Origin of the sequence: Streptomyces sp. P3 (assembly GCF_003032475.1) — a bacterium.
Classification (GTDB): Bacteria; Actinomycetota; Actinomycetes; order Streptomycetales; family Streptomycetaceae; genus Streptomyces.
Genome location: NZ_CP028369.1, coordinates 8,778,274 through 8,804,358, shown reverse-complemented (window position 1 = coordinate 8,804,358; position 26,085 = coordinate 8,778,274). Strand labels below are relative to the sequence as shown.

Annotated in this window: 34 protein-coding genes; 2 read left to right on the top strand and 32 right to left on the bottom strand. The window is 71.3% G+C overall.

Annotation, left to right across the window (positions count from 1 at the left end; all coding sequences use genetic code 11):
• Positions 1-86: 86 nt before the first annotated feature.
• Both C6376_RS44160 and C6376_RS39080 read right to left on the bottom strand, forming a co-directional pair.
• Complete coding sequence (locus C6376_RS44160; protein WP_159083386.1) at positions 87-260, bottom strand: hypothetical protein; 174 nt, start codon at positions 258-260, stop codon at positions 87-89.
• Complete coding sequence (locus C6376_RS39080; RefSeq protein WP_107447765.1) at positions 257-478, bottom strand: helix-turn-helix domain-containing protein; 222 nt, start codon at positions 476-478, stop codon at positions 257-259. Before C6376_RS39080 ends, C6376_RS44160 begins: the two co-directional genes overlap by 4 nt.
• 170 nt (positions 479-648) lie before the next feature.
• On the opposite strand from C6376_RS39080, the gene C6376_RS39075 reads away from it, so the two are divergent.
• Positions 649-1,113, top strand: a complete 465-nt coding sequence (locus tag C6376_RS39075; RefSeq protein ID WP_159083385.1) for a hypothetical protein — start codon at positions 649-651, stop codon at positions 1,111-1,113.
• A gap of 430 nt (positions 1,114-1,543) precedes the next feature.
• On the opposite strand, the gene C6376_RS39065 is transcribed toward C6376_RS39075, so the two are convergent.
• The 3 genes from C6376_RS39065 to C6376_RS39055 form a co-directional block, all read right to left on the bottom strand.
• Entirely contained in the window at positions 1,544-3,055 is a 1,512-nt protein-coding gene (locus C6376_RS39065; protein WP_107447759.1) for a recombinase family protein, read from the bottom strand.
• Between the two features lie 189 nt (positions 3,056-3,244).
• Entirely contained in the window at positions 3,245-3,907 is a 663-nt protein-coding gene (locus C6376_RS39060) for a hypothetical protein (protein WP_107447858.1), read from the bottom strand.
• A 106-nt stretch (positions 3,908-4,013) separates the two neighbouring features.
• The gene (locus C6376_RS39055; RefSeq protein ID WP_107447856.1) at positions 4,014-4,577 is read right to left on the bottom strand and encodes a hypothetical protein; all 564 of its coding nucleotides are present in this window, start codon (positions 4,575-4,577) and stop codon (positions 4,014-4,016) included.
• Positions 4,578-4,682: 105 nt separating this feature from the next.
• Here C6376_RS39055 and C6376_RS39050 point away from each other — a divergent pair, with 105 nt between their 5' ends.
• Positions 4,683-5,729: a helix-turn-helix transcriptional regulator gene (locus tag C6376_RS39050; RefSeq protein WP_107447854.1), complete on the top strand. Its 1,047-nt coding sequence runs from the start codon at positions 4,683-4,685 to the stop codon at positions 5,727-5,729.
• On the opposite strand, the gene C6376_RS39045 is transcribed toward C6376_RS39050, so the two are convergent.
• From C6376_RS39045 to C6376_RS38920, 27 genes are all read right to left on the bottom strand, one after another.
• The gene (locus C6376_RS39045) at positions 5,726-6,181 is read right to left on the bottom strand and encodes a hypothetical protein (protein ID WP_107447852.1); all 456 of its coding nucleotides are present in this window, start codon (positions 6,179-6,181) and stop codon (positions 5,726-5,728) included. The two genes, C6376_RS39050 and C6376_RS39045, sit on opposite strands and share 4 nt — an antisense overlap.
• A 152-nt stretch (positions 6,182-6,333) precedes the next feature.
• Positions 6,334-7,002, bottom strand: a complete 669-nt coding sequence (locus C6376_RS39040) for a collagen-like protein (RefSeq protein ID WP_107447850.1) — start codon at positions 7,000-7,002, stop codon at positions 6,334-6,336.
• Positions 6,999-7,262: a hypothetical protein gene (locus C6376_RS39035; RefSeq protein WP_107447849.1), complete on the bottom strand. Its 264-nt coding sequence runs from the start codon at positions 7,260-7,262 to the stop codon at positions 6,999-7,001. The genes C6376_RS39040 and C6376_RS39035 overlap by 4 nt, the downstream gene beginning before the upstream one ends.
• A gap of 29 nt (positions 7,263-7,291) precedes the next feature.
• The gene (locus C6376_RS39030; protein WP_107447847.1) at positions 7,292-7,615 is read right to left on the bottom strand and encodes a hypothetical protein; all 324 of its coding nucleotides are present in this window, start codon (positions 7,613-7,615) and stop codon (positions 7,292-7,294) included.
• A 14-nt stretch (positions 7,616-7,629) separates the two neighbouring features.
• Positions 7,630-8,712 (bottom strand): peptidoglycan-binding protein, encoded by a 1,083-nt coding sequence (locus tag C6376_RS39025; protein ID WP_107447845.1) that lies wholly within the window; start codon positions 8,710-8,712, stop codon positions 7,630-7,632.
• A 64-nt stretch (positions 8,713-8,776) separates the two neighbouring features.
• The gene (locus C6376_RS39020) at positions 8,777-9,343 is read right to left on the bottom strand and encodes a hypothetical protein (RefSeq protein ID WP_107447843.1); all 567 of its coding nucleotides are present in this window, start codon (positions 9,341-9,343) and stop codon (positions 8,777-8,779) included.
• A 9-nt stretch (positions 9,344-9,352) separates the two neighbouring features.
• Positions 9,353-10,078, bottom strand: coding sequence for a hypothetical protein (locus C6376_RS39015; RefSeq protein ID WP_107447841.1), 726 nt, complete (start codon positions 10,076-10,078; stop codon positions 9,353-9,355).
• Positions 10,078-10,887 (bottom strand): hypothetical protein, encoded by an 810-nt coding sequence (locus C6376_RS39010; RefSeq protein WP_107447840.1) that lies wholly within the window; start codon positions 10,885-10,887, stop codon positions 10,078-10,080. The genes C6376_RS39015 and C6376_RS39010 overlap by 1 nt, the downstream gene beginning before the upstream one ends.
• Entirely contained in the window at positions 10,880-11,953 is a 1,074-nt protein-coding gene (locus C6376_RS39005; RefSeq protein WP_254076449.1) for a DUF5047 domain-containing protein, read from the bottom strand. The genes C6376_RS39010 and C6376_RS39005 overlap by 8 nt, the downstream gene beginning before the upstream one ends.
• Before the next feature lie 10 nt (positions 11,954-11,963).
• Positions 11,964-13,439 carry a hypothetical protein gene (locus C6376_RS39000; protein WP_107447836.1) on the bottom strand — a complete coding sequence of 492 codons (1,476 nt, stop codon included), beginning with the start codon at positions 13,437-13,439 and terminating at the stop codon, positions 11,964-11,966.
• Positions 13,436-16,210, bottom strand: coding sequence for a hypothetical protein (locus tag C6376_RS38995; protein WP_107447834.1), 2,775 nt, complete (start codon positions 16,208-16,210; stop codon positions 13,436-13,438). Before C6376_RS38995 ends, C6376_RS39000 begins: the two co-directional genes overlap by 4 nt.
• A 136-nt stretch (positions 16,211-16,346) precedes the next feature.
• Positions 16,347-16,790: a hypothetical protein gene (locus C6376_RS38990; protein WP_107447832.1), complete on the bottom strand. Its 444-nt coding sequence runs from the start codon at positions 16,788-16,790 to the stop codon at positions 16,347-16,349.
• Between the two features lie 13 nt (positions 16,791-16,803).
• On the bottom strand, positions 16,804-17,310 hold the full coding sequence (locus C6376_RS38985; RefSeq protein ID WP_107447831.1) for a hypothetical protein: 507 nt from the start codon (positions 17,308-17,310) through the stop codon (positions 16,804-16,806).
• Positions 17,311-17,312: 2 nt separating this feature from the next.
• The gene (locus C6376_RS38980; RefSeq protein ID WP_107447830.1) at positions 17,313-17,798 is read right to left on the bottom strand and encodes a hypothetical protein; all 486 of its coding nucleotides are present in this window, start codon (positions 17,796-17,798) and stop codon (positions 17,313-17,315) included.
• Positions 17,798-17,959 carry a hypothetical protein gene (locus C6376_RS44155; RefSeq protein WP_159083396.1) on the bottom strand — a complete coding sequence of 54 codons (162 nt, stop codon included), beginning with the start codon at positions 17,957-17,959 and terminating at the stop codon, positions 17,798-17,800. Before C6376_RS44155 ends, C6376_RS38980 begins: the two co-directional genes overlap by 1 nt.
• Before the next feature lie 8 nt (positions 17,960-17,967).
• The gene (locus C6376_RS38975) at positions 17,968-18,297 is read right to left on the bottom strand and encodes a hypothetical protein (RefSeq protein WP_107447828.1); all 330 of its coding nucleotides are present in this window, start codon (positions 18,295-18,297) and stop codon (positions 17,968-17,970) included.
• A gap of 12 nt (positions 18,298-18,309) precedes the next feature.
• On the bottom strand, positions 18,310-18,768 hold the full coding sequence (locus C6376_RS38970; RefSeq protein WP_159083395.1) for a hypothetical protein: 459 nt from the start codon (positions 18,766-18,768) through the stop codon (positions 18,310-18,312).
• The gene (locus C6376_RS38965) at positions 18,769-19,326 is read right to left on the bottom strand and encodes a head-tail connector protein (RefSeq protein ID WP_107447824.1); all 558 of its coding nucleotides are present in this window, start codon (positions 19,324-19,326) and stop codon (positions 18,769-18,771) included.
• 10 nt (positions 19,327-19,336) lie between these two features.
• Entirely contained in the window at positions 19,337-19,759 is a 423-nt protein-coding gene (locus tag C6376_RS38960) for a hypothetical protein (RefSeq protein ID WP_107447822.1), read from the bottom strand.
• Positions 19,756-20,121 carry a hypothetical protein gene (locus C6376_RS38955; RefSeq protein ID WP_107447821.1) on the bottom strand — a complete coding sequence of 122 codons (366 nt, stop codon included), beginning with the start codon at positions 20,119-20,121 and terminating at the stop codon, positions 19,756-19,758. The genes C6376_RS38960 and C6376_RS38955 overlap by 4 nt, the downstream gene beginning before the upstream one ends.
• Positions 20,122-20,186: 65 nt before the next feature.
• Positions 20,187-21,644 carry a phage major capsid protein gene (locus tag C6376_RS38950; RefSeq protein WP_107447820.1) on the bottom strand — a complete coding sequence of 486 codons (1,458 nt, stop codon included), beginning with the start codon at positions 21,642-21,644 and terminating at the stop codon, positions 20,187-20,189.
• A complete protein-coding gene (locus C6376_RS38945; RefSeq protein ID WP_107447819.1) occupies positions 21,641-22,462 on the bottom strand; it encodes an HK97 family phage prohead protease in 822 nt (273 codons plus the stop codon). The genes C6376_RS38950 and C6376_RS38945 overlap by 4 nt, the downstream gene beginning before the upstream one ends.
• Position 22,463: 1 nt before the next feature.
• A complete protein-coding gene (locus C6376_RS38940) occupies positions 22,464-23,795 on the bottom strand; it encodes a phage portal protein (RefSeq protein ID WP_107447818.1) in 1,332 nt (443 codons plus the stop codon).
• Complete coding sequence (locus C6376_RS38935) at positions 23,792-24,037, bottom strand: hypothetical protein (protein WP_107447817.1); 246 nt, start codon at positions 24,035-24,037, stop codon at positions 23,792-23,794. Before C6376_RS38935 ends, C6376_RS38940 begins: the two co-directional genes overlap by 4 nt.
• Positions 24,027-24,230 (bottom strand): hypothetical protein, encoded by a 204-nt coding sequence (locus C6376_RS38930; RefSeq protein WP_159083394.1) that lies wholly within the window; start codon positions 24,228-24,230, stop codon positions 24,027-24,029. Before C6376_RS38930 ends, C6376_RS38935 begins: the two co-directional genes overlap by 11 nt.
• Positions 24,212-25,780, bottom strand: coding sequence for a terminase (locus C6376_RS38925; protein WP_107447815.1), 1,569 nt, complete (start codon positions 25,778-25,780; stop codon positions 24,212-24,214). The genes C6376_RS38930 and C6376_RS38925 overlap by 19 nt, the downstream gene beginning before the upstream one ends.
• Complete coding sequence (locus tag C6376_RS38920) at positions 25,777-26,082, bottom strand: hypothetical protein (RefSeq protein ID WP_107447813.1); 306 nt, start codon at positions 26,080-26,082, stop codon at positions 25,777-25,779. The genes C6376_RS38925 and C6376_RS38920 overlap by 4 nt, the downstream gene beginning before the upstream one ends.
• Positions 26,083-26,085 lie beyond the last annotated feature (3 nt).

The following is a 26,085-nucleotide window of genomic DNA, read 5'->3' as shown; positions in this document are numbered from 1 at the left end:
CTGCCACTCCAGGTTCGGATTTGGGTGTGGTCTGCCGAGGGGTCGCGATCCGGGGTCGAGCCGGGCGCGGCCCCGTTCTTGTGTGATCAGGCGGCCGTCTTGCGCCTCGACTGGGGCCTAGGTCGAGAGACCGACCTCTCGGCGGCGAGCCGGGACTTGAGCGGGACCAGGGCGCGGACGCGGTGCGCGTCCTCGGCGGACAGCGGCGGCGCGGCGTCGACGATGCGGCGGATATACGCCTGTCGGGCGTCGTCGCTCATGCCGCGTCCTGGGTCTCGTCGACCAGGTCGGCATCGTGCGCGCCGAGTGCTGTCTTGAGTGCGGCATACACCTGGGCGGACGGCTGACACTCGCCCTGCTCGATCTTGTAGATGTTCCATCGCGAGCACCCGGCGGCGGTCGCGAGATCGGTGACCTTGAGGCACCTGTCTTCGCGGACGCGCCGAAGCTTTGCTCCGGAGATCCTGCGGCTCAACATGGACTCCAACGTACTCCACTTATTGGATTCCTCAACCCTTACCATGGAGTAACTTGGACACTCATTGGTGCATATTGGAGTTACCGAGCGGCACGCCTGCCGCAGACCCCAAGCTCAGGGGCCCTAGGGCAACCTTGGAACGCATTGGAGTGCGCATGTACGCTCGGCCCATGACAGTCCGGGAGGCGCGCATCCGGCTTGCGCAGTACATCGAGCGCCGCATCAGCACATTGGCCTTGGAGTACGCCGAGGTCTGCCGACGCGCGGGCATCTCGGACGAGACGCTGAGCAAGGTCCGCAAAGGCGCGGGGGCGCGCAGCTCGACCTACACCAAGCTCGAGCACGCTCTGGACTGGACCCGCGGAAGCATTGCGGCCATCCTCGACGGCGGCGAGCCGACCCCCCTCGACACCCCGCCCGACCGGGTGCCTGCCGGGCGCGCTCCCGAAGCGTCGCCTCTCGGCCGGGAGTTGACGTTTGCTCAGCGCCTTCTGGCCACATTGATCCGCGAGTTGGACCTGTCCCCCGAGGAGGCGGACGAGGTGTGGCGGCAGGTGCGGCCGGAAATCGAGGCTACTCACCGGTCACATACAGACCGATCTGTCCAGAATGAGACGGAACGACCGACCGGATAGTTACGTTCCGGTCACGGTCCGACCGATCTTGATGGTGTGTGACCGTTAAATTACGGACAGTGGTCCCCCATGCATGCCGCAGACACGGAGTTGGGGGACAGGAGTGTCCACTATGGGTCTGGTCGTCACGGCCGTAGCCGGAGGTGCACTGCTAGGGATCGCGGCAGCGGTCGGGCTCAGGCTGTGCGCCATCGAACGCCGGGCCGCCCGGCAGGACAGAGTCGAGACCGCAGTACGCGCCGTGCTCAACGGTGTTGAAACGTTTCGTCAGGAGGGTCTGGACCGGTCGCCTGAGCCCGGCCTGGCGACCGATATGGATGCCGACTCGGCGGTCGAGGTGCGCGCCAAAGCTCACCTGCGCCTCATGATGGAGGGGCCGCGGTACAAGGCCCCTCGGCGGGGCGGGCCACGCTCCTCCCGTCCGGCACGGTCAGCGTCGGTACGCAGGTTCTGACGGTGGCGGGGCTTTGCGCCACTCGATCCGCTCGGCGACTGGCGGCTGTGCCCGCCCGGTGATGGGGCTGGGCACGATGCAAGGCCTACCCAGGTAGCGAGGGCTCAGGATGAGTGCGGCCGTCTCCCTCTGCGCACGGATCGGCGCGGCGTGCCAGGACTCCCAGATGTCGACGCCAGGACGGACGATGCTCAGCACCGCCGACGGAACAGTGAGCTGACGTTCCTGCTGTTCCAACTCGTCGACCTCGGCCTCCTTGGCCTCAAGGGAGTTGGCGAGGAGCCGCACTTCGGCAAGCGTGTTGCCCTTGGCTCCGCGCAGCTCGTCACGCTCGAGGCGCGCCGCGGCGACCCGCGCCCTGATCTCGCGTACCGCCGCGGCGTCGCTGCCCGGCGTCTGCAGGACGGCATAGATGTCCTCACGCGCGAGGTAGGCCAGGAGAATCCCCAGCCGCCCGCGCTCACCGATGAACAGGTCGTCGACGCCGTGCTTTCTGATCTTCAGCCCGCACTGGTAGCAGCGATAGACGGTGTAGACCCATGGGCCCTTCTTGCTCTTCAGCTCCCGGGGGGACAGGTTCCTCTCGCAGCGGGCGCACCACAGACTCGACGTGAGGGGGTGCAGCATGAGGCCGGCGCCGACGGCGCGGCCCGGGGCGGTGAGTCGGCGGTGGACATCCCAGAACACCTCTTCGCTGACCAGGCCGTCCCAGACGCCCGGGTAGACGGTGCCCTGGTAGGAGCGCAGGCCTGCGTACGAGTGCCTGAGAGCCATCGTGCGCAGGTGTCCATCGGTGAAGGGGCGTCCGGAGCGGTTGCGGTATCCCTGCTCTTTGAACGCGCGCTCGACGGCCATCATGGAATGGCCGGCCGCCAGCATCTCGAAGAGGAGCCGGACGACGCCGGCGCGCGGCTCGTCGGCCACCCACGTTGTCAGCTTGCCCGTGGCTGCGTCGTACACGGGCTTGAGGCCGTAGGGTGCCTGGCCGTGCGGCCGCCCCTTGCGTGCTTCCTTCGGCGTTGTCCGCGAGACGCGCCGGTGAGTCTTGTAGGACTCGTACTCGCTGTCGACCGCGTCGTCGATCAGGGCTTTCCGGTCGCGGCCGTTCGCCGGGTCGTAGAGACGCTCGTGGGTGGTGACCCAGATCTTGACGCCCTTCTCTTCGCACAGCTCGATGAAGGACACCCACTCCCCCACACGACGCGAACCTCGGGAGGACTCCCACAGCATGAGGATGTCGGCGCCGAACGCGGAGTCGCGTCCGGTCGGGCCGCTCTTCAGATCTGCAACCATCTGGTCGAAGTCATCGCGCCGCTTACGGGCGTAGCGGCTGGCGCTCAGGCCGTCGTCCACGTACGGCTCGCCGAGGTCCCATCCCTGCTCGGCGGCCGCGTCCTCGTTGTCGACGCCCTGGTCCTCGATCGAGGTGCCGCCCTTGGCGTCGGACAGCCGGCGGTAGTCCCGGGCGCGCGGTCTCTCGGTACTCATGGCACTGGTGTATCAGGAATGGGACCTATGAGTCGTGCATCTGCCAGGAGATGCAACCTTAAAGGGCCTGTTGCGACTGCTGGTCAGGCAGCAGCACGTCGGCTGCTCTGCCCCGGAAGCACAGAGCAGCCGACGGTCCGCTACCGGCCTGGCCGGCGCTCGGGCCGGGAGCGGAGATCGGGAGAGCCGCTACCTGCCGGCGGCCGCGGGCTGGTCTGCGAACCCGTCGACGTCGACGGGTTCGACACCCTGCAGGCTGACGAGCAGCCGGGCGGCGAGGAGCCAGCGTAGAGCCGTCGCGTCCGCGTACGGCACCTGGTGCAGGCCGCTCCCGCCGGCGCCCGGGCCGGGCAGCGGCGTGAGCGTGCGGGGGTCGTAGGCGACGCCTGCGACGCCCCAGAGCGGGGCGCGGCGTACGAGAGCGGCCACCCATCCCCTGCGCAGGTGCGGGCACTCCCGCACGGCCCTTCTCGCACACGCGTCGTGGGCGGGCGGGACGGCCGTGACCTCGCCCTCACGGATTGCGTCGCCGGGGCGGGAGTGCATGAGGAACAGAGACTGCTCGCCGCCGTCGACGGCCGTGCCGCAGACCTGGCACAGCATGTGCGTCATCGCCTGACGCTGGCGCAGGGGGTGCATGCTGCGCAGGTCGGGCCGCCCGACGCCGGGGGTCGCGGCGCGGCGTACCCACAGGGCATCGAAGCGGCGGTCGGTGTCGACCTCGTCCGCGTAGCCGAGGCCGACACCGCCCCTGCCGTGTCTGATCTCGACCTCCGCCATGGGGCGCACCTCGCCGGACCACGGCGTGATCCACGGCACCCGGATCCCCTGCCAGAGCAGCGGCCGCCTCATGTCCCCTCCGGGCATCCGCAGTTGAGGATGCCCCACACTAGTGCGACCGCCAGGACGAGCAGCACCCCCAGGTAGGTCACGGCGCGCCAGTCGATGCGTCGTCGGTTCATCGGGGCGGCTCCCGGTGGGTGACGGCGCGGTAGAGGTCATCGCCGAGGCGGGCCACGGCCAACGGGTCGCACGGCATGGGCGGGTCGGCGAGGGGGACTGCCCAGTACAGGCTGTAGGTATCCGGGTCGAGGACGTCGCGCGCCGGACCGGGCGCGCCCATCCACGAGCCCTCGCCCTGGTAGATGATGCCGACCTCTCGCCACGCGGCGGCGGCCCGGTGCCAGGCGGCGGGCAGGCCTGACGGGACGATGACGTAGTAGTGCAGGCTGGCGGGGTCGCAGATGACGGGGCCGCCCTCGAGGACACGGGCGAGGTACTCGTCGATGGCGGCGGACGGCGTCTCGGGCTGGCCCGTCAGCGCGCGGAGTGGCGCGCTCGGGATCCTCACCGCGGACAGCCCCTCGCCGAGCGGCAGCATGGCCGTCAGCTTGCGCTGCCACAGCGCGAGGATCCGCGCCTGGGCCTGCTCGGGCAGGGTCCTTAGCAGCCAGTCCGCGGCTGTCTCTTCGGGGTCTGTGCTGGGGTCCATCTGCACCGACGACGGTGTGTGGTGGGACATTGCGCTTTCCTTCCGACCCGACTCGGGATGGCTGAGTCGTCATGGTCGGCAAGGTCTGTGAGCGATCCGATACACACTGTGTATCACCCGGCGTATCGTCCCCTTATGGCCAGTCGGGAACCATGGGCAGACGTCCGTCTCCGTGCCGCGTGGGCACGCCAGGACTGGGCTGCCATTTTCCGCGAGTACCGGCGCGCTGCAGGCCTCTCTCAGCGGGGCCTCGAGCCGATCGTGGGCATGCCGCAGCCCCACATCTCCGCGATCGAATCGGGCCGCCGGCAGGTCACCTCAGCCGAGCTCATGGCCCGCCTCACCGAAGGGCTGCACGTGCCGGAAGAACTGACTGGTGCCCCGAGACCACAGGGGCCCGATGCGTGGGCGCCGCCAGCCGAGCTCCGCGAGCGCATCGCGCATGCCCACTCGGTGGGCCGCGCCGATCTGCGCACCGCCGACTGGATCGGCCTGGTGCTCGCCCAGCATCGCCGCGCAGAGGACGAGGTCCTGGGCACAGCACTGTGGGGCATCGTGCGCCAGCAGCTCGACGCGGTGACCGGGCTCATCCCCCAGGCGGCCGGGGCCGCTGCGGACCGGCTCATGCTGCTCGCCGCCGAGCACGCGCATTGGCTGTCCTGGGTGGCGTGGCAGTCCGAACAGCGCGGGTCGGCGCTGGCGTGGATCGACCTCGCGCACGGATGGGCCGTCGACGGCGGCCATGCCGACATGGCTTCCTGGGCGCAGCGCATCCGGGCCTACTACTCCCTCAGCCACGGCGACCCGGTCCGTGCCCTGCGCACCGCCGAGGCCGCGCGCTACGTGGGCCCGCGCACGCTGTCTCCTGCAGCAGAGGCCGCGGCGGTGCACCAGGAGGCGATGGCGGCCGCGCAGGTCGGCGAGCGGGACCGGGCCCGCAGGCTGGCCGAGGAGGCCTGCAAGCTGGCGCTGCGGGTGCCGGCCGAGGAGGAGCGGCCGGGCTGGCTGTACTGGCTCGATCCGACGCGCGCTCAGCTGCAGGTCGCCGACGCGGCGTACGCGTGCCAGCGGTGGGCGGACGCCGCCGACGGCTTCCGCACTGCGCTGCCGTCGCTCGTGGCCTTCCCCCGGGATCACGCCTACTACCAGGCGCGGCTGGACGACGCCGCGCGGCGGGCCTAGTCCGCGGTCGCCTTGAGATCCACGCTCCGGATGGTGCCTTCACGGCCGTCGTCCAGACGCCGGCGGACCGCCAGCTGCAGGTACCCCAGCGCCGGGCTGCCGTAGGAGGCGACGCCCTGAGCGTTCACCCTCGTCTCGAAGAGCCGGGCGGGCAGGTGGAACACCTCGCGCCGAGGAGGCTCAGCCTCGCCGGCGTCCGGGTCCGCGTCCGGCCGGTACGGCACGTACGTGATCCACAGCGGGATGGTCGGGCCACCCTCCAGCGGATCCTCGCCAGGCTCGTCGTCGACCAGGAGCACGGCCTCCCGCAGAGTGCCGGCGCCGCCGCTCACCCGGCGGACGTACTCGTGCGCGGCTGCGATGCCCTCGCCGAGGAGGTCGTCGAGCTCGGCGTCAACATCCCGTGGGCGGTGTGGCGTGCCGAGGTAATACTGCAGACTCCAGCGCGCCATGACTCCAGCTCCAGCGATCTCGACAGCACGACGCCCCCGGGTGTCGGGCCTCGGGGGCGTGTGCCACGAGGATAGCGGCCCCCACCGACAGCGACGCACCGAACGCGAGAAAGCCCCCTGCACGGCCACGTGGGCCGTGCAGGGGGCGTCTCTCATGGGTACTGGCGGCGTGGGTCGAGGCCTGCGGCGAGCGGCCCGGCTGGTGTGCTGCCGCCTGGGTCGGGGACGTCGTCCTTCCGGCAGACCAGCGCGTCCGGATCCCACGCAGGCACCTGCAGGCTGTAGCCGGCTTGGCACGACGGCCCGGGCGGTCCCTGCTCGCCGCGAGGACCTGTCTCACCGCGTGGGCCCTGCTCGCCCGCCGGCCCCTGCTCACCCTGCACGCCCGGTTCCCCCTGCACGCCCTGCGCGCCGTCCGTCCCGGGTGCCCCGTCCTTGCCCGCCGCGCCAGGGGCGCCGGTGGCGCCGGCGGTGCCCGGGGTGCCGTCCTTGCCCGGGCGGCCTGGGTCGCCCTTGGGGCCCGGGATCGGCACGGGTACCTCGGCCCGCGCCGGGAGGTCCTCGACGGCCTCGGACGGGTCCGGAGCCACGGGCGTCTGGCCCTCGCCCGACACCTGCGTCCGCAGCTGCCGTACGTCCGTGGCGAGCGTGCTGACGGCCTGGCCCCGCCGGTCGGCCTCCGCGGCGAGCTCGTCGGCACGGGACGTCTCGGCGTCGATGCGCGCCCAAATAATGATGACCGCGCCGGACAGCGCGATCAGCCAGCACAGCAGCGTCAGCGGACGCCAGCGTCGGGCCAGTGCCCGTTCGGTACGGGTCACGGGATTCCTCCGGGTGGGATCAGGGCGCGGAGCCGAGCGATCTCCGCCTGGTCTGCGGCCCGCAGCGCCGCCTGCTGCGCGATCTCGGCGTGCAGCTCGCCCACCTTGCGGTCGAGCCGGTCACGCTCTTCCTGCAGGTCGCCTGTGAGCGAGCTGTAGCCGGTCAGGGCGGTCTCGCCCCGCTTACCGAGGTACGTCACCACCGCGCCGACGACCGCCCCCACACCGACGAGCAGGGTCCCGAGGGTGGTCGCGTCCAAGGTGGCTCCTCAGGTCGTGCGATGGAACGTCAGGAACCGCTGCTCCGGTCCCCGCCCTGCGCCCGCTGCAGCGCGGCGCGCAGATCGTCGTCCTTGCCGCCGTACGCGGGCGGCTGAGCCCACCCGAGGAACACGCCGGCGGCGCGCTGCAGCGGCGCCCAGGACAGGCGCGCGGCCAGCCACTCCAGACCCCGGAACAGCAGGTAGTAGGCGGCGGCGAGGCCGAGCGCCACGGCGCTCGCCGCGGCGTTGCTGTCGACCGGGATCCCCAGGCGTCCTGTCCAGCTGATGACCAGGGCGGCGACGATCGGGACGAGGGTCCGCATCATCGAGACGAACAGGTTGCTGGGCATGGCGGGTCTCGCTTTCAGGAGAGGAGGAGCTTCCAGGTCAGCGGGCCCGGGTAGCCGTCGGCGTCGCCCGCGAGAGCCGGGGTGGCGCGCTGGAAGTCCCGGACGTTCAGGCGCGTGTTCTCGCTGAACAGGGGCCCGGGCGTGTAGGCCGCGCCCGCGTGGTGGCGGGCGTAGCCCTTCCGGATCAACCCGTTGTCCAGCGTCGTGACGGCGGGGTTGGATTTGCCGAGGACGAACGCGCTCCGGCCGGGGAACGGCGGCAGCGTCGTGGTGCTCGTCGCGCCGGGGAGGTGGCCGAGGAGCTTCTGCAGGCTGACCGGGCCGGGCACGCCGTCGGCGTCCTCGTGCGGGGCCGTCCCCTTGTAACCGAGGCTCACCTGAAAATCGCTGAAGCACTCGGTGTCGGCGTCGGTCCACCGCGGCCCGGGCCCCTCGGCGTAGTGCCGGCCGAACCCTGCGGCGACGAGCGCCCGCCCGACCGCGGTGACGTGCGCGCCCTCGGCGCCGTACCCGTACGGCAGCTTGTTGATGACGACCTGGTAGCGGGCGATCCCCGACCCGCCGCCGGCGCTCGTTCCGTCCGGGCGGTGCGCGCCGGCCTTCACCCACGCGTACAGCGTGGCGCCCGGGCACTCGGTCGCGTACCCGTCGCGGTGTCCGAGGATCTCGCTGCCCGCACCGCCCCCGGACCGCAGCCACTGGACGGCGTCGACCAGGCCGTCGAGCATCGCGTCAGTGGGCTGGACCAGGCCGGAGTTGCCGAGCATCGCGCACACCGCATAGTCCCGCTTGTTGAGGGTCTGGTCGCCGTTCGCGGCGGTCTTGCGGTGCTGGCCACGCCCCTCGAACGTGAAGCCGTGCGGGCAGACCAGCGCCGAGTACGCGATGTCGCTGTAGTCCTCCTTCACGTTGGCGAGGTGGCTGGCCTGGATGTCGCGTACGTGGCCGGCGCAGGAGCCGTGCGCGTCCGCGGCCGCGAGGGACTTCGGGACGTAGGTCCCCTCGTAGTGCACCTTCACACCCTGCGTGCCAGCGATGTACACGAGGTCGTAGCGGGGTGGGCGCGCACCCCAGGCCGCTCTGGTGATCAACTTCATGGGCCCTCCCGGGCATGAGAAACGCCCCGGCCATCAGGCTCAGGGCGGGCGGGGTGGGGTGGGGTCAGGCGGCAGGGGCGGGCACGTAGTGCTTGGCAATGAGCTGCCCGTATCCGGCGTCGGCGGTCAACGTGTCGTTGCCCCCGTTGTAGTTCCAGGCGGTCGAGTGGGCGTCGGCGCGCAGGACGACGACTGGGCGGTGTCCGTCGGTCCAGTCGTCGGGAACCTCGGCCAGGGTGGTGACGGCCAGCGTCATGTGGTGCATGTCCACGGTGACGTTCTGACCGCGCAGCTGGGAGATCTGCCACCACGGGCCCGCCGTCTTCAGCGGGTTGCTGTAGTCGTAGATCCACAAGTGCCAGCCGACACCGACGGTGTACCGCTTGCCGTTGGGGATACCGACCCCGACGTCGTTGGTGACGCGGGCCTCGCCGGTCACCTTCAGCATGTCGCCGCGTGAGACGGGGCCCATGACGACCCGGTACAGGGTGCGGTAGCTGGACGACGACAGGTCGACGGGGATCTCGCTGGTCTCCAGCGCGCCCAGCAGCAGGGGCGGCGCGGGGGGCTGGAACGGGTCGGTGGCGTTCTCGCAGCACTTGTGCAGGTCGGTGGTGGACAGGTAGGGCATTGCTACTCCTCAGAAAAATGTGATGACGATGACGACGCCGTCACCGCCGGCTCCGCCTCCGCGCTGGACTTGGGAGGCGGTGTTCGCCGCGCCGGAGCCGCCGCCGCCGTAGGTGAAGCCCGTGACTCCGGTGCCGTTGGTGGCGACACCACGGGCGCCGCCGCCGAGGACGGCGTTGCCGCCGGCCCCGCCCATCGCGCCCGCGGTGCCGAACTTGGCTCCGGCTCCTCCTCCGCTGCCGGACACCCGAATGCCGCCGGTGAGGGTCTGGGTCGAGGACCCTCCTGCTGTCGCGCCCGGGGTGCCGTCGGCGGCGCTGGCTGTGCCGCCGCCGCCGCCCGTGGCCGACACCAGCGACCCGAATGATGAGGTGCCGCCGGAGCCGCCGCCGCTCGCACCGCCCGCCCCGACGGTCACCGCCTGGGAAGCGCCAGCGGCGGACGCCAGAAGGTACGACTCGGCATAGCCGCCGCCCTGCCCGCCGCCGCCGCACGATGTCTGCGAAGCACCGGTGGCGACAGCGTTGTGCCCGCCTCCCCCGCCGGCCTGCACCATTACCCGCACCCACTTCGCGTCATCGGGCCGGGTCCACGTGCCGGAGGAGGTGAACACCTGCACGTCGGGCGGGCTGAGCTGCGGGTCGATGGACTCGGCCATCGTCTGCCAGTGCTCCCACGTCCGGGTGTGGTCGGTGCTCTCGGGGTAGACGATGCCGTTCGACGTCTCCTGGCTCATTAGCCGCGCCTCCAGTAGATCGTGAGGGTCCAGGCCGCGCTCCAGCTGCCTCGGCCCGCCAGGTGGATGTAGGGGGTGTCCGAGCCGATGGAGATGGCGAGACCTCCGCGGGTGCCGTCGACCATGGCCTGCGCCCACGCGGTGGGAATCGTGAAGCTGGTCGTCGTCGCGTTCACGGCCAGAGATGGGCCGGCGGTGGTCTCGTTGAGGGTGGGGGCCCCGCTCGGCCGCGTGGACTGCGACACCAGCCGCAGGGTGGGTGTGCGGGCGGCGAAGTCGCCGCCGGACAGGCGCCGGGCCTTGAGCGTGGCCTTGGTGACAGTGGCTCCGCTGAGGCTGCGGGGCTTGGTGCCGTAGAAGGCGCAGCCCGTCATCCGGCCGAACGACGAGCCGGCGTAGCGGCCCTGGTAGGTGTCGAACCCGCTCACGGGGTCGCCGTCGGAGCGCCAGGAGCCGTCCCGGTAGGTGGCTGTGGCGACCGGCGGGCAGGTGAGGACACCGGTAGTGATGTCCGGCTTCGGTGCGGGTGCCGGGTCACCGGTGGACGGCGGCGCGGTGTCGGGGGACGGCGGCGACGGCGCGACCACCGGGGCGGCGCCGAGCGTGGCGATCGCCCAGTACGTGGACCCGCGCCGCAGGATCAGCAGCACATTCCCGGCGGCCACGCTCAGCCCGGCCACGATCCGCACCGTCACCTGCAGGCCGGCCACGTTGGCGAGGCAGGCGCCGCCGGACCCGGCGGTCTGCGCGATGGCGACGAGGGTCCCCTGCCCGGTCAGGGATACGCGGGTATCGGCGAAGTCACCCATTGAGCACCCTCAGGGTCAGGGACATGGAGCCCGGCGTGTAGGGCAGCGACAGGCCTTCGACCACGCACGCCCTGGCGGTGAGTCCGGCACCGGTCACCGAGACGACGTCGCCGGTGACGATCCCGGGGTGCGGGACCAGGGTGGCCTTCAGCTTCCGGAAGGCGGTGCGACGCAGGGTCTGCAGGCGGGCGCTGGCCGCGGCACGGCACTGGGCCACGGTGGTGAGCAGGGGGGAGGAGACCCGGGTGGGCACCGGCAGCGGGCTGAACGGGCCGCCGGCGCGGAACGGGCTGCTGCCGTCGGTGTCGTAGGCGACGCCCTGCACCTGGCTGCCGGTGCTGTCCTCGCCCTCGGCGACGACCACGTTGAACGCCCCGTCGCGGGAAGTGTCTCCGGACCAGCGGATCACGGTGCCTCCCTGCCCGTCGGTGATGTCGAGTACCGGGGTGCCGCCGTCGGTGAGCAGCTCGACGAGCAGGTGCCCGTCGGCGGTGACTTCGGCTACGGCCGGCCACGCGTCGAGGACCTCCGTCAGTGCGGCCATCCGGTCGCCGTCCCACTGCATGCCGAGCGGGATGGCCCGGTCGATAAGGCTGCCGTCGAAGACGGCGGTCAGAGCGGGTTCGACGAGGCTGCGCACGGTCGAGACGAACGTGCCGGACGGCTGGAACGGGCCGACGAACTTGGCCTCGTCGATGAGAGTGAGCAGACCCTCGGCGGTGACGGAAACCGTGTCACCATCCACGCCGGAGTCGGTGATGAGGAACCAGCCGCGGTCGATCCACTCGAAGCCCCCGCCGACGTCGACGCCATAGGAGATCCGCAGCTGCTGCCCGTAGGCGGCAAGCGGATGCTCGGGGTCGATGCTCGGATCCCACGTGATGCCGCGGTCGCGGCGCGGCACGGTCAGGGTGACCCGCTCCGGGACCGCCAGCGAGCGGTCCCGGTCCTCGCTCCCGGCGGCGACGGGAATGTCCGCGGCGACGAGTTCGCCGTTCAGCCAGGCGTCGGCCCGGATCTTCATGGTGAAGGATCGCTGCACGATGCTCAGCGCCTCGTCCGACATGTCCAGCACGTCACACCGTCCCAAAGTCGAACAGCGCGATGTCCAGGAGCGTGCCGGGCGTGAAGTCGTCGGCCAGGTCCTGAAGGCTGGTGTAGTTGTCGGCGATGTCCTGCAGGGTGAACCCGGCCGCTTCCAGGACGTCCGCCCAGGCTTCGGTCTCGATTGTGTCGAGCGCCCAGTAGCGGATCGGGTTGTACCAGGTGCGGTTCTCGCTGTCGGCGAGGACCGCGAGGTAGTTGTCGACACCCGGCAGGGACACCTGCTTGCGGATGAGGAGCACGCCCTCGGTCGCCCCGTCGAGGGCCTCCTGCAGGGCGTCCCCCTCCTCGTCGGTCATGGTGCGCACGGTCACGGTGGCCTGCGCTGAGGAGCGGGGACGGGACACGGCGACCATGCGGCCGCCCACGTTGAACACCGTGGCGTCGCGGTCGCGTTTCTTGTCGGGCCAGGTCTGGATGATGACGGCGGCCCCGATGCCGCGTACCGCGTCGGACAGGACGTCGCTGTCGACGCTCGAGGTGATCGAGCCGGAGGTGATCCGCCATACGTTGCCGTTGACGTCGACCAGGTCGGCGGCGTAGTTGAGGCTGACTCCGAACGGCTGCTCCGCGTCGATGCGCAGCAGATCGTCGGCGCCGGTCACGTCGACGCCGCTGGCTGCGCGGACCGGGGTGAGGGTGGTGCCGACCTGCCGGTACAGGGTGGCGGTCACGATGTCGTCCGCGGCGAGGCTGGTCGCGGCCACCAGGTTGCGGGGCGGGAACACCGACTGTGCGCTGACGGTGAGGGTGCTGGACGCCTCGCGGACCCGCAGCACGCCGGCCACGCCGGTGGATGCGGCGGACAGCGTGGCGGTCATGGTCGGCGCCTGGGTGCCCGCCCCGGAGGAGACGGCCCCGGTGGCGGTGACGAACCGGGAGTCGTTGCCGGCGGTGATGCTGTCGTCGGCCTGCTCGGTGACCGTGCCGAAGGTGATGCCGCTGGCGGCGACGCCCTCGGCGCTGAACGTGGCCGTCGACAGGGGGATGCCGTAGCCGATGACGGCGAAATCCCCTGCCTTCCAGGTGAGTGCGATGGCGGAGGCGGCGGAGAAGCCGGTGCCGCTCGAGGTGTCCTCGGCGAACGCGGCCGCCCACCGCCACCCGGTGCCCGCCGACCGGGAGAGGGTGTAGATGCGGGCGGCGATCGTGGACCCTGTCCCGCCGGTGGGGATGGCCACGGTGGGTGCGCTGTTGGAGGCGAGGAGCTCGCGCACGAAGAACGTGATCCGGCGCGGCCCGGTGCCTGCCCCGAAGCTGCCTCCGCCCCCGCTAAACGAGCCGGCCAGCAGCCATCCCGACGGGGTCGCCGGGGTGGGGTCGTCCTGGTGGCCGGAGACGACCTGGAGGACGGCGAGCATGCCGGCGCTCGCCCCGGCGGGCAGGGCCGGGGTCACGCTCTCGGCGGCAGACGCGGATGCGCCCGCCGCGCCGTAGGAGATGGTCACCTGCGTCCCACCTTTGCTCTGAACGCGGCCTGCTGTTGGGAGTCGCGGATCATCGGCTGCAGGGTGCCGCGGACGACGCCGAGGAACTGGCCGCTGTCGAGGACGAGGGTGCCGGTGAACTCGCCGCCGCCCGCGCCCTGCTGCGGGGAAGCGGCGGCCGCCGCCGAGGCCGTCGCCGGCAGCCCGGGGCGGGTGTCGCGGCCTGCCGGCAGCTGTCCGTCGTTCAGGGCGTTGAGGAAGGCCAGACCGTATTTCGCGACGCTGGCGGCCTGGATCACGTATTCACCGTCGGACGCCATCAGCGGGATGCTGTCCGAGGTGCTGGTGCCCGGGCCCCGGATCAGGCCGCCGCCTGCCCGCTCGAAAATGCGGCCGCTCCCGGACGTCGACACCGCGGCCTGGGCCTGCGACGACCCGGTGACGTACATGTGCGCATTGATGTACACCGTTTTGTCGTGCAGCTGACCGAGCCCAAGCTTCGCTAGGTCGATCTTGTGCTGCAGGTCGCTGATCTCGCCCTTGATCTTCGCGGTCTTCGAGGACGGCGCTTTGGCCAGCCGCGCCTTGGCGTCGGCCAGCTTCGCCTGCAGGTCCTGGAGATCGCCCTTGAGATACGTCGTCTTACTCGGCGGCGTGCCCATGATCTGGTCAGCCAGCTTCTTGGCCTCCACCCGGGTCAGGCCCATCGTCTCGGCGCTCTTGATGAACGCGGCCCGACCCCGGTCGTAGATGCCGGACACCTCCGACCAGGACGCACCGGACTCACGCGCGGACGCCGTGGCCGCATCCGTCTTCGCCGCAAGGTCGTTGAGGGCCGATGCGGCGTTGCGCTGCTTCTCGCTGTTGAGGACGAGCTTGCCGCCCTGCATGTCGAGAACGCCGGCGTTCTCCGACGCCGCCTTGCTGGCCGCGTCGATGGCCGCCTCGAACCCGATCATCCCGGACAGGCCCTGCCGGTTGACCTCGTTCAGCGCCTGGATGCTCTGCCGCAGCCCGTCGGCGGATTGCTTCTGCGCCTCGAGCTGGCCCTGCACCGTCTGCGCCTGCTCGCCGAACAGACCCATTGATTCGGCGGCCAGCTGCTGCTCGAGGGCCTGCCCGGCCAGCGCGTCCGAGTAGTCGCCCAGCTCCGCGCGGAGCTCGGCGGCCTCCTTGCTGGTGAGCCCCATCTTCTTGATGGTCGCGTCGAGACCCGCGGCCGCGAGGTCGGCCTTGCCGCCGGACACCAGACTGGCGAGGGACTTGTCGAGCGCGTCGATGTCCTCCTTGGCGTTCTTCACCGGCGTCGAGTCCGTGCCGAAGAACGAGATGATCGCCTGCTGGACGCGGTCGATCCCCTGCGGGTCGGTGATCTTCTGCAGGCTGTCGGACAGGCCGCCGAGGTCGGCGCCGTATGCGCGCAGCGCCTCGCCGCCCACCTTGCCGGACCTGCCGAGTTCCGCGATCGACGTCGACAGCTTGTCGACGTCCGGCTTCGGCCGCTGACTGCTTGAAGACAGCTCCGAGAGGGTGAGGAGCAGCAGCCCGAGGCCGGTCCCGGCCATCGCGAGTTTCGCGCCGCGCGACAGCCCGCCGATCGCCGCGGTGACGCCGCCGATGGCGCCGGGTGCGCCGGCGGCCGCCGCGCGCATCGCCCCCACCTGCACGCCCAGCGCGAGGAGTGCGGCCTTGGCCGCGTCCGTCCCGACCGCCGCCAGGCGCACTGCCTTGACGGCGATGGCCAGCTGCAGCATGGTCGCGATCGCCTCGGGCGGTACCGCGGAAACGATCCCGGACAGGGCGTTGATGACGTCGAGCATGCCGACGCCGACGTCGGAGCCGGCCTCGAGCACGTTCAGCAGGGCGTCGCCGATGTTGTGGAGGGTCTCCCACACGGCGGGCCCGTTGGCGTGCGCGTAGTCGAGGAACTCCTTGAAGTCGCCGCCGACCTCGCCGGCGTCGAGCTTGGCCAGGAAGATGTTCAGCTCGTCGACCGCGTGGTCCATCGTCCGGTCAGCGAAGTCGGTGAACCGGCTGTTCAGCTTGTCGAACCCTGGGGTGGAGATCGCGCCGCCGACCATGGTGACGAGCCGGTCGACCTGCGTCGACGCGCTCTTGGCCAGGCCCGTCGTCTTGGGCAGCAGGGCGTTGGCGATCGCCACGCCCTTGTTGAACGGGCCCATCACGTCGCCCGCGAGACTGTCGGACCAGTCCTGGAAGTTGTCGTGCAGGAGCCCCACCGCGACCGCTGCCTCACGGGTGGCGGGCGGCATCTTCTCGAGCTGCTGCTGATACGCGGCCTGCGCCTGAACGGCCTCCTGGGAGGTGGCGCCCGAGGTGCGCACCGCCTCCTCGTAGGCGTCCTGGGCTTTGACCGCCTCGCTGATCGCGGCGATCTGCGGCTTGAGCGCGAGACCGTAGGCGGCCGCGGCCACGGCCACGGCACCGAACTGCCCGGCCAGCTGCAGGGCGGAGCCTGCGAGAGCCGCGGAGGCGGGGATCGCGGCCGGCGCCAGGCTGATCAGGTTGGCCTTGAGGGATTCGCCGACCTTGCCGGCCGCCACGGACAGCTCGTCGAAGCGGCTGCGGACCTGCCCGGTGTGGTCGTCGACACGGCGCTGCGCGTCGGCCACCGTGAGGAGCCGGCCCTGCAGGTCGCGCAGCCGGCCGTCGGCGTCGGCAGTGATGCCCGCCATGCGCAGCCGGAGGCGGTCCGCGGAATCCGCCGAGCCGTCCAGGACCCGCGACAGCTCGTCCCGCCCGGCGAGGGTGAAGGTGAGACGCGTAGTCAACGGTCACCTCCTCACCTCGTAGCGATGTGCCGGTCGATCCACGCGACCAGTCGCAGGAACCGGTCGACCTTGAGCCGGTCGATCTCGGAGGGCTGCATTTTCAGGTAGAACATCAGCAGCGGTTCGTACTCGTGGATCAGTCCGCGGAGTCCTGGAGGCCGGGAGCCAAGTGGCCTTTTCCCAGCGCGTCGAGTGCCGCGTCCACGTCCGCCCGGTCGTGGGCGAGCTTGCGCAGGTGCGGCAGCATCGCGTCGATCGCCGCGTCCTCCGACTTGGCGAGGGCCTCGGACATGATCGTGGTCAGCACGTCGTCGATCTCGTGGCGTTCGATGCGGACCGTGAGGCGGCGCCGCCAGCTGGGCACGTCGAATGCGGCGAACTGCAGCCCGGGGTCCTCACGCCGGCGGAACGCCCACAGCACGGCGCGCATCGCGGTCGGGTCCTGGCCGCGCAGCCGGTCCTCGACCGTCCGCCATTGCAGGCCCATTTCCTCCTCGACGGCAGCCGCCTCGATCGCCGACAGATCGTCGGTCGTCATGCGCTCCGGCGTGCCGTCGTCCTGCGTGTACGTGATGATCATGCGTTGTCTCTTCTCACTGAAGGTCCCGGCGGACATCGCCGAGGACCCGTTCGATTTCGGCCCGCATCCGCGGCATCCCGGCCTCCACGGTGTTCGACCACCAGCCCGTCGGCCGCGCCCACTGCGTCGCCCACCGCTTGCGGTTGTTGAACACCGGATGGCGCACCCTGCCCTCGTCGATGACCCCGGGCATGTTCCTCAGGTCCGCAGGAAGGCGTGAACGGTCCACCCAGACGCGGGCGCCGGGGCTGGCGCCGGAGCGGACGCTGATTCGCACAGCGCCCGCCAGCGTCGCCCGCAGCGGGCGTTCGGTGGGTGACGGCCCGCCCCGCGTCCTGCGGCCGGAGCCGGGCAGCTGCACGCTGCGGATAGCGCGCTGCAGGTCCGCGTGCAGCGGCTCGGCAGCACGCCTGATACGGCGGGCGGTGTTCTGCCGCAGCCGCGGCCCGCCCGCCATACGCAGGCGGCGCGACAGCTCCACCAGTTGGCCCGTGCCGAGGATCTGTACCGAGCCGGTCATGGTCAGGCCGCGGGGATCGCGACGTTCTCGGCCGGCTCGCTGGTAATCGCGAACTGCGCCATGATCTGCGCCGCCTGGTCCAGCTCGCGGACCTTGGCCTGCGAGGTGACGGTGACGGGGAAAATGTCCATCGTCTGCGCCTCGATGTCGCCCTCGTCCATCCACACGATGTAACCGCTGTCCTCGCGGTTGAGGAGGGTCCGCACGTCGTCGCCGTCCTTCGACGCCCAGAACGTCAGCGACGAGTCGGCGGCGGTGATCTCGCCGCCGACGACCGGTGTGAACCGCGCGCCGAGGGCCGGGGTGGGCACGGTGGCAGACGTGGTCTGCCATCCCGCCATGGCGCCCGTCTCGCCCTCGAGGGCCGTGCCCGCGTTCAGCTCGACGCGGCTCGGCGCGGACTTGTTCGCGATCGTCGGCACCCACAGCACCTTCGTGGTGCCTCGCCGGTAGTAGCGGATCGACGCGTTGATCGGCGTAGCGGACATCAGCTCTCATCTCCCTTCGGGGTCGGCCGGCGGCGCTTGACCACGGCCTTCGGTTTCGGCAGGTCCTCGGCGACCTGCCAGCCCGCCGCCAGGTGCCCAGGCACCGAGGCCTCGGCGACGTCGATCGGCTGGTCGGGCAGATCGGGGTGGGTCATGCTCACGCGGCCCATCAGACCGGCACCCGCACGACCGCCACGGTCACCGACGTGACGCCGTCGTAGGTGATCGCGGCCCGGCCGGTCGTTTTGTTGCGGTAGTCGCTCGTAACCGGGATCGCCACCTCAGCGCCGGCCGCCACGACGATCGCCCGGTCGGCGATCGCCAGGCCGTTCACGGTGTCCGGCGTCGCCAGCGTCACCGTGTGGCTGCCGGCGTCGCCGTTCTTCACCAGCAGCAGCACGCCCGCCCCGGTCTGGCAGGTGTCCCCGCCCCCCGCCGCCGCGCCGTACGTGACCGTCGCGCCGGTCAGCCCCACGACGGTTGTCGTCAGTGCAGCCATGTCCGTCCTTCCTTACGTGAATGCGCGGCCGGCCACCGTCAGCAGCAGCCGGGCCTGCGCCCCGTCATCGGTCTGGTCCTGCACCAATCGGGTCGCCTCGACGGCGGCCTCCAGCGAGCGAAGCCCGATGCTCGGGTCCTCCCTCAGCCACGCCTCGACGCGCGCCGCGATCTCGTACACGCGCTGGCGGGCGGCCACGATGTCCGTGTCACCGCGGGTCGCGACGGCCGCCACCGTGACCTGGAACGCCTCTTCGCGGCCACTGCTGAGATCGGACCAGCCGCCGACGGACTGGGCCGCCTCGAAGTCGCCGGACGGGTCGCCGTCGAAGCCGACGATGAGCCAGTCCGGGGCGGCCGAGTCCGTCACCTCCGGCCCGTCCGCGATGGCCACGCCCGACAGCTCGCCGTCGGCCTCGGACTTGCCCAGCGCCACCAGCGCGTCAAGCACTTCGGGAACTCTCGAACCCATCTACGCCACTCCTGGGGGAAGTCGGTACGGGGCGAGGAGCTCGAGCACCCGGTTGGGAACCGCGTAGCCGAACCCCGGGATGGGCTGGCCGACGCTGTAGTCCTCGCCGCCGCCGGCCAGCCCGCCGCTGCGGGGCGGGCGCTGGGTGCGCCACAGGTGCTGAACGAGCATCCGTGCCGCCAGGTTGACCGTCGTCGGCGTCTGGGCCCGCCCGGCCTGCACGGTGAGCAGCAGCAGGCCGCGGAACCATCCCCGGTCCCGGCGGCGCACTTCCCCGGTGTCCGGGTCCAGGACCAGACCGTCGACCGGGTAGGCGACGTCGCCGTCGAGGAGCGGTTCCACCGACGTCAGCGACAGGACCGGCGTTGTGCGCAGCACCAGGATGCGGCGCCCGGATTCCGCGTCGTGCCGCTCGGCCACCTCGCGCGGCTCCACCGGACCGATGTACTCCTCGATCGGCGCGGTGACCGCGTCGACGTACGTCTGCAGCTCGGCGTCGTCGGTGTCGGTGGTCAGGTTGAGCTGGGCCTTGGCCTCGGCCAGAGTCAACAGCGCCACGCCGGCCCCCTCATGTGCGGGAGAGGGGAACGACGTTGGGGAACCCGAGCAGGATCGTCGCCCCGTAGACGCCGCCCGTGGTGGTGCCGGACGCGGTCGTCACCGCCCGCAGGTAGCGCTTGGTGCCGGTGTAGCCGACCTCGTAGATCTTGTCGTCGTCGGAGGAGCCGATCGAGGGCAGCGAGCCCTGTACATCGGAGGCGTCCGCGGCCGTCCAGTCGCTGTTGTTGTCGGACACTTCCAGGGTGATGGCGTGCGTGCCATCGGTGATGGCTCCGGTGTGGACCAGCAGCGTCGCCGACTGGAACCACTCGTTGGTTCCGGACGCGCCGGACAGCTTCCGGTCGACGGCCGTGCCGTTCGCGGTCGCAGTCCGCGCAACGATGGCCAGCGTTGCCTTGGCGCGGACGTGGTTGTAGACGGTGCGCTTCACTTCGCGTCGCCTCCTGCAGGCTTGCGCGGGGCGGTGGTCTTCTTCGCCGCGGTCTTCTTGGCGGCCGCGGCCGCCGGGGGCGAACCGCCGTCGTCCGCACCGTCGGCCGTGGGAGCCTGCGTGGGCTCCTGGCCGGGGCCGGATGCCTCGGGCGTTTCGTCGGCGGGGCGGGAGTCGGTGGCTGCGGGCTCGCTTTCCTGCTGCGCTGCGTCGGCCTCGGCGGGCGGGAGTGCCTGCGGGATGACGACGGCCTCGAACAGGTCCTCACGGCCCTTGATGACGGCGTCGTGCGCGGCGACCAGATCGCCCTTGACGACGTGCCGGTTGCCCGGCGCCCAGAACGTTTCCTTCGCTCGGTACACGGGTGCTCCTGGAACGAGGAGGGCGCGGCCGCTATGTGCAGGCCGCGCCCCGGGGGTGGGTGGAATCAGGTGACGTTCAGGAGCCGGAAGGCGTCGGCGTTGACGACGTCGGCGCCCACACGCCAGTAGGCGAACCAGCCCGCCTCGCCGGTCGGCCGGCCGCTCGCGCCCTTGACGAGCGGCTCGTAGACCATGGTCATCCCGACCCGGTCGACGATGTAGTAGTTGCGGAAGTCGCCGAGCAGCAGCGTGTAGTTCTCCGCGCCGGCGTTGATCGTGCCGTCCATCGCGGACGCCTCGTAGATCGGCGCGCCGAGCAGCTGCTCGGGCTGGCCCATCCCCAGGTTCGCCCAGAAGCTGGAACCGCCGGCGGTGTCGAACTGCCGGGTCTTGTTGATGATCGGCTTGGCCGCCATCCACGACGGCTTGCCGGTGATCCGGTGACGCGGCGGCAGCGACTGCTCGACGGCGTACACGTCGGCGACCGCGTACGTGTCGGTGGTCGCCGAAGCCACGACCGACCCGGACACCGCGGCGACCGCGGGGACGACGCCCTTCGGCTTGCCGCTGCCGTCGCCGGTCGCGAACGCCGTGGCCTCCAGGCGGTCCTTGGCGTCCGCCAGGAGCGGCCCGACCTCCGCCCCGAACCCGGAGTCGGCCAGGACCTCGAACGAGCCCTGAACCCATGCCGAGGCCTTCTCCGGCTTGATGGACGGCTGGGCGAACGTCGGCGACCCGTCGGTGACTTCGTCGGCCTCGGCGAGCCACGCCGCGGTCACGCCCGCGGAGGAGACGCCGTTCCACGTGTCCGTGGTGATCGTCTTGATCGTCGACACCTGCCGGAACGGGTTCGCGCTGCCGGCGTTCGTGAGGATGATCGTCGGGTCGAGGGTGAACGGCACCAGGAAGCCGCCCGCCGCGTCGGTCAGGGTCATCGCCCGCCGGTGCGCCTCGGCCAGCCGGTAGGCCGCGTACTCGTCCTCGTCGAGGAGCGCGGCGTTGCCCGCGTTCTCCAGCAGCGACTCGAACGCCCGCATGTACTCGTCGGAGCCGGTCAGCAGCAGGTGCTGCGCGATCCGGCCGCGGCGGTCGCTGCGCACCAGGCGCTCGACGCGCTCCTGCTGGTCCTCGCTGATCATCTCGGCCGCGAGCTCCACCGCGTACAGGGCGCGGCTGCGCAGATCGCCGCGGGTGGCCCGCTCGTTGAGGTTCGCGCCGCGCACGCGGTCGAGCTCCTCGTAGGGGTTGCCGCGCGAGCGCATGAACTGCGGGCCCTCGCCGTCGCCCCGCTCCTGGCCGCCGGGCACGGCGGCGGCCGCGCGGACGGCGTCCACGCGCCGCTCGTGCTCGAGCTGCTCGTTGAACGCCTCCTGCGCGGTGTCGAACTCGCCGAGCAGCTCACCGGCGCGGGTGGCCTGCTCCTCGGTCGGCTCCTCGACCTCTTCCAGCTCCAGGAGCTCGGAGCGGATCGCCTCGAGCGACTCCTTGAGCTTGTCGCTCTTCTTCTTCCTCTTGGTGGTCACAGGGCCCTCCTGGCCTTGATCTCAGCGCGGACCTTGGCCCACGCGATCTTCTGCCGAGCGGAGTGCCCTTGGGCGGGCGGGTCCTCGGCGGCGGGCCCCGGGTTGGGGCCGCCGGCGGCCGGCGGGTCCGTCGGAGTGCCCTCGGCGGGCGGGTCCAACGGAGTACCGGTCCGAAGCATGAGCGCGAGCTTGTCCCGCTCTTCGGGAGACAGCTCGGAGAGCAGCGGCATGATCTGCTCGGCACGGACGCCGATCACCGCGGCGTCCGGGTAGGCGGGGAACGGAGTCGGCCCGTACTCCTTCAGCGCGATCTCCTGCCGGCGCACAGTCTTGAGCTTGCCGTCACGGTCGGCCCGGAAGCCGCCACGCGGCGGACGGCCCGGATCGGAACGCGTGAACCGGCCCGAGAACGACTGCCCGGTGATGGCACCCTCGCGGATGTTCTCCAGGACCTCGTCGGCCAGCTCGGTCTTGTTGTACCGGGTCACCGACAGCAGGCCGCGGGCGTCCGCCTTCAGCTCGACCGGCGTCCCGATCGGCATGCTGCCCCGCTCGGACGGTGTGCCCCACAGCGTGCGGCCGTGGTTGTAGAACACCCCGACGCGCCACGTGCTGCGGCTGCCCGCGGGGGCGAGCTGCTGCAGGGTGCGGTCGAACGCGCGGCGGTCGATCTGCTCGAGATAGTCGCCGTCCTGGTCGTGGATCTCGACGGGGGTGTCGAACACCGCGGCGTACGCCTCGACGGTGCGGCCGTCCCCGCCGGCGCGGACATGGATGTCCTCGAGCGGGAAGTAGCGCAGGAACGCTGCGTCGTCCATGTCAGGTCACCTCCGGTTTCGTCGTCGGGTCCGGCACAGCCGCCGGGCCGGCCGTTGCACTGCCGGGCTTTTGCAGCTGGACCGAGTACAGGCCGGTGTGCCGCAGCAGGCTGTAGTCCTCGGCCTCGACCGCCGCGACGACGCTGGCGGGCTCGTAGCCGGCGTCGACGAGCTGGCGGATCGTGCGGGACTGCAGCCCCTGGATCTCGGCCGCGTCCTTGCGGTCCTCACGCAGGAACGCGATGTCGCGGTCGTCGTACCAGAGCTCGGAGCCGGCCGGGACATCGATGAGCGGGGCGAGGGATCCGGCGGCCTCACGCCACAGCGGCCGCATCGTGGCGTCCGCCAGGCGGCGCCTCGAGCTGGCGTAGTTGCCCGCGTTCAGCGACGACCCGGCCAGCCCCTCGGAGAACCCGACGATGACCGGGGGGACGCCGGCCGCGGCCGCCAGACGCGTCTCACCGGCGCCCTGCGTGGCCTTGAAGTCGAGCTGCTGCAGATCCTTGCCGACGACTGTGGCGTCCGCCCCGCCGCCCAGATAGAGCGTCTTGTAGGCCCGGTCGACGCCGGCGTGCTCGGAGTTCATCAGCGTCGCGAACTTCTTGACCTTGTCCGCGGTGACGCTCGCGTCGAAGCTGACGATGACCTGCGGTGTCGCCCCGTTCTCGAAGAACTTCAGCTTGTGCCGGGTCGCCGCGGTGTCCCCGACGATCTCCCGGATCACCGGTGTCAGCCACGACATGCCGCGGAACTGGAACTCCGGATCCGGGTACGGCGCGAAGTGCCCCACCTGCTCGGGCAGCAGGAACCACGGTTCGCTGCCGGTGGGCGGGTCGTACATGAAGCCGAGCAGCTCGGAGTCGATCGCCTCACTCGGCAGCCCCGGCTCTTCACGCGACCCGGTCACGATCGTCACCCAGTCCGGCCGGAGCATCTTCAGTCGGCCCGGGTTGTAGTTCGTGACGTACCCGTTGCCCTCAAGGTCGGCGTTCTGGATCCACCGCGAGAGCAGGTTCCCCGTCGTCCCGCCGGGCCACGGCGTCTCCAGCGGCGCCAGGGCCGGCGTGCCGAACAGCTCGCCGGGGCGGCCGTTGCGGATCTGCCGGAACTGGAACCGCGCCTCGCTGAACAGCAGCTGCCGCACCATCATCAGCGCGAACACCGGCCCGTTCGCCTTGTAGGCGTGCCGGACCTTCGCCTCGAAGTCGTAGGTGAGCGGCCGTTCCTTGCCGTCGACGGGGCGGCCGGTGCCGTAGTAGACGTTCCCGTCCACCGACCATGACTCGTCGTCGCGCGTGACCGGGCGCCGCGCGTGCTGCCACAGACTCGTCAACGCTCCCCCTCGGTCTTCGGCCGTCGGTCCTCGAGCAGCGCGACGGTCAGCCCGGGCGGCGAGGCCTGCCAGGCGGTCACCTGGTAGACGACCTGGTCCGCGATCGTGATGCAGTCCCCGTGCACCTGCACCGCGTGGCCGCAGGCCGCGGCGAGCACCTCCAGCGAGATGCACGTGAGCCGCGGCGCGTGCAGGATCCGGATGCCGCCGGGCACCTTCTGCAGCGTCAGGTCACCGTCCATCGCCCTCTCCTTCCTCCTCGTCGACGTCGACGAGGAGCAGGAACGAGGCGCCCGCCAGAGCCCCGCCCGCCATCAGCCCCAGGCCCACCCCGAACTGCACCCCAGCGCCCACGGAGAACCCCGCACAGCCCGCCCAGTAGCCGGCCCTGGCCCGGGCCAGCCGTGACCACCGGGTCACCCGTAGAAGCCCCACGGCTCCGCCTCCTCCGGCTCGACGTCGTGGTACATCGCCCACCCCCACAGCGCGTTCGTGGACGCCACCAGCGGGCTGATGTCCACGCCTTCCGACTTCCGGGACCAGGCCCACGCGTCGCCGATGTCGCGCTTACGGGCGCCCGCCAGCGCAGCCGTCATCGGCGCCTGACCGAGGTGGTACAGGGTGCCGGTGTCCATGACGTGGTCGTAGAACATCCCGCAGGCCTGCGTCACTTCGCGGACCTTCGGGCAGCGCAGGAACTCCGACCGGTCCTCCCGCTCGGGATCGTCCTCGTACGCCAGCGCCTTGCGAATGGCCGGCACGAGCGAACCGGCGGGTCCGCCCTCGTCGACGACCCAGGCACACGGATTCCACTTCTGATCGCGCTCAACGACGTAGTCGACGACCCAGTCCGTACCGGGCCGGTGCGCGACCACTTCGGCGTGCACGCCGTCACCCGAGGCGCCGACCACCGAGATCGCCGTCCAGGTCCGCTCAGGGTTGGTGTCGATGGCGAACGCCACCGGATCACCGGGCTTCGACTTGACGTCCTCGCAGGCCTCCCACTTGGCCTTCGGGATGACCTGCCACGTCTCGTCCGTGACCTCGGGGTAGTCGCCGTCGCCCAGGCGCTCACGGTCGAACAGGTCGGGCCGCATGCTGCGCATCTCCTGCAGCACGTAGGCGGTGCGGATGCGGATGCCCAGCGCCGGGTTGGCCCGGGCGAACGAGCGCTCGTCGCCGCGGTCGTCGTGCAGCTCGCACACGATGCAGCCCTCGGCGTCCGTCGGGCACTCCTTGACGTGCGGCGCGATGGAGTGCTCGAGGTAGCACAGCGACGGGTCGGGGCTCTCGCCCTCGACGAGCGCCCGGGCGCGCAGCAGCGCCAGCTGCTCGCTCTCCTGGCCCAGGCCGGCGCTGCCGGTGTACACCAGCTGCGGGTTCGGGCGGGCGGACAGCACGGGCATCAGGGCGCCGATCGGCGCTGCGCGCAGCTTCATCGCCTCGTCCATGAGGACCAGGTCGCCGGAGAACCCTCGTCCCGAGTCGCCGCCGCGTGCCAGGAAGCGGATCCGGGCGCCGTTGAAGAACTCGAACCCCTCCTCGCCGTGCGAGCGCCGTACGCGCTTCACGCGGCGGCTCAGGCTGTACGACCCCTCGATCACCTGGTCCAGGCGCAGAAAGGACTCCTGGGCGGTGTTGAACTGGTGGGCGGTATGGATGACCAGTCGTCCGCCGAACAGGATGACCTCGCCGAGCTGACGGGCCTCGAGAAACCCGCCCTTGCCGTTCTGCCGGGCGACGTTGAGGACGACGTCCAGGGACAGCCAGCGCCCCTCGTCGTCCTCGACGAGGCTGTGGTGCAGGGCGAGCTGCTGCCACGGATCGAGATGCAGGCCTGCGTCCTCGGCGAGGTCGATGCACTCCTGGCCGGAGGGCGACGTGAAGTCCAGCGCCTCCCGGTCCTCGGCGCCGTCCCAGCGCCCGGTGCCGGCGTACCGCCGCCAGGGGACGGACAGGATCCGGGGAGTCTGGCAGCCGATCATCCGGTGCCCTCGTCGGCCTGAGGGGAGAGCCGCCGTTCGCGCCGCTTGGCGATCTCGTCGACCTTGTCGCCGCGCTCCCTCGGGGGCGCGGCCGCGACGACGACGGCCATGGCCTGACGCAGCTCGCGCGCGGCGGTCGCCGTCGCTTTCGGGTCCGGCGACGAGTCGACCTCGGCGGCCAGGCGCAGCGCTACCGCGGCGAGCGCGTGCGACGCCGGGTCGACTCCGAGGGCGTGCAGCTGCGCCGTGGTCGCGGCCGCCACCGCGCCACGGCGCAGCCGACGCTTCGGAGCGTCACCCATCGG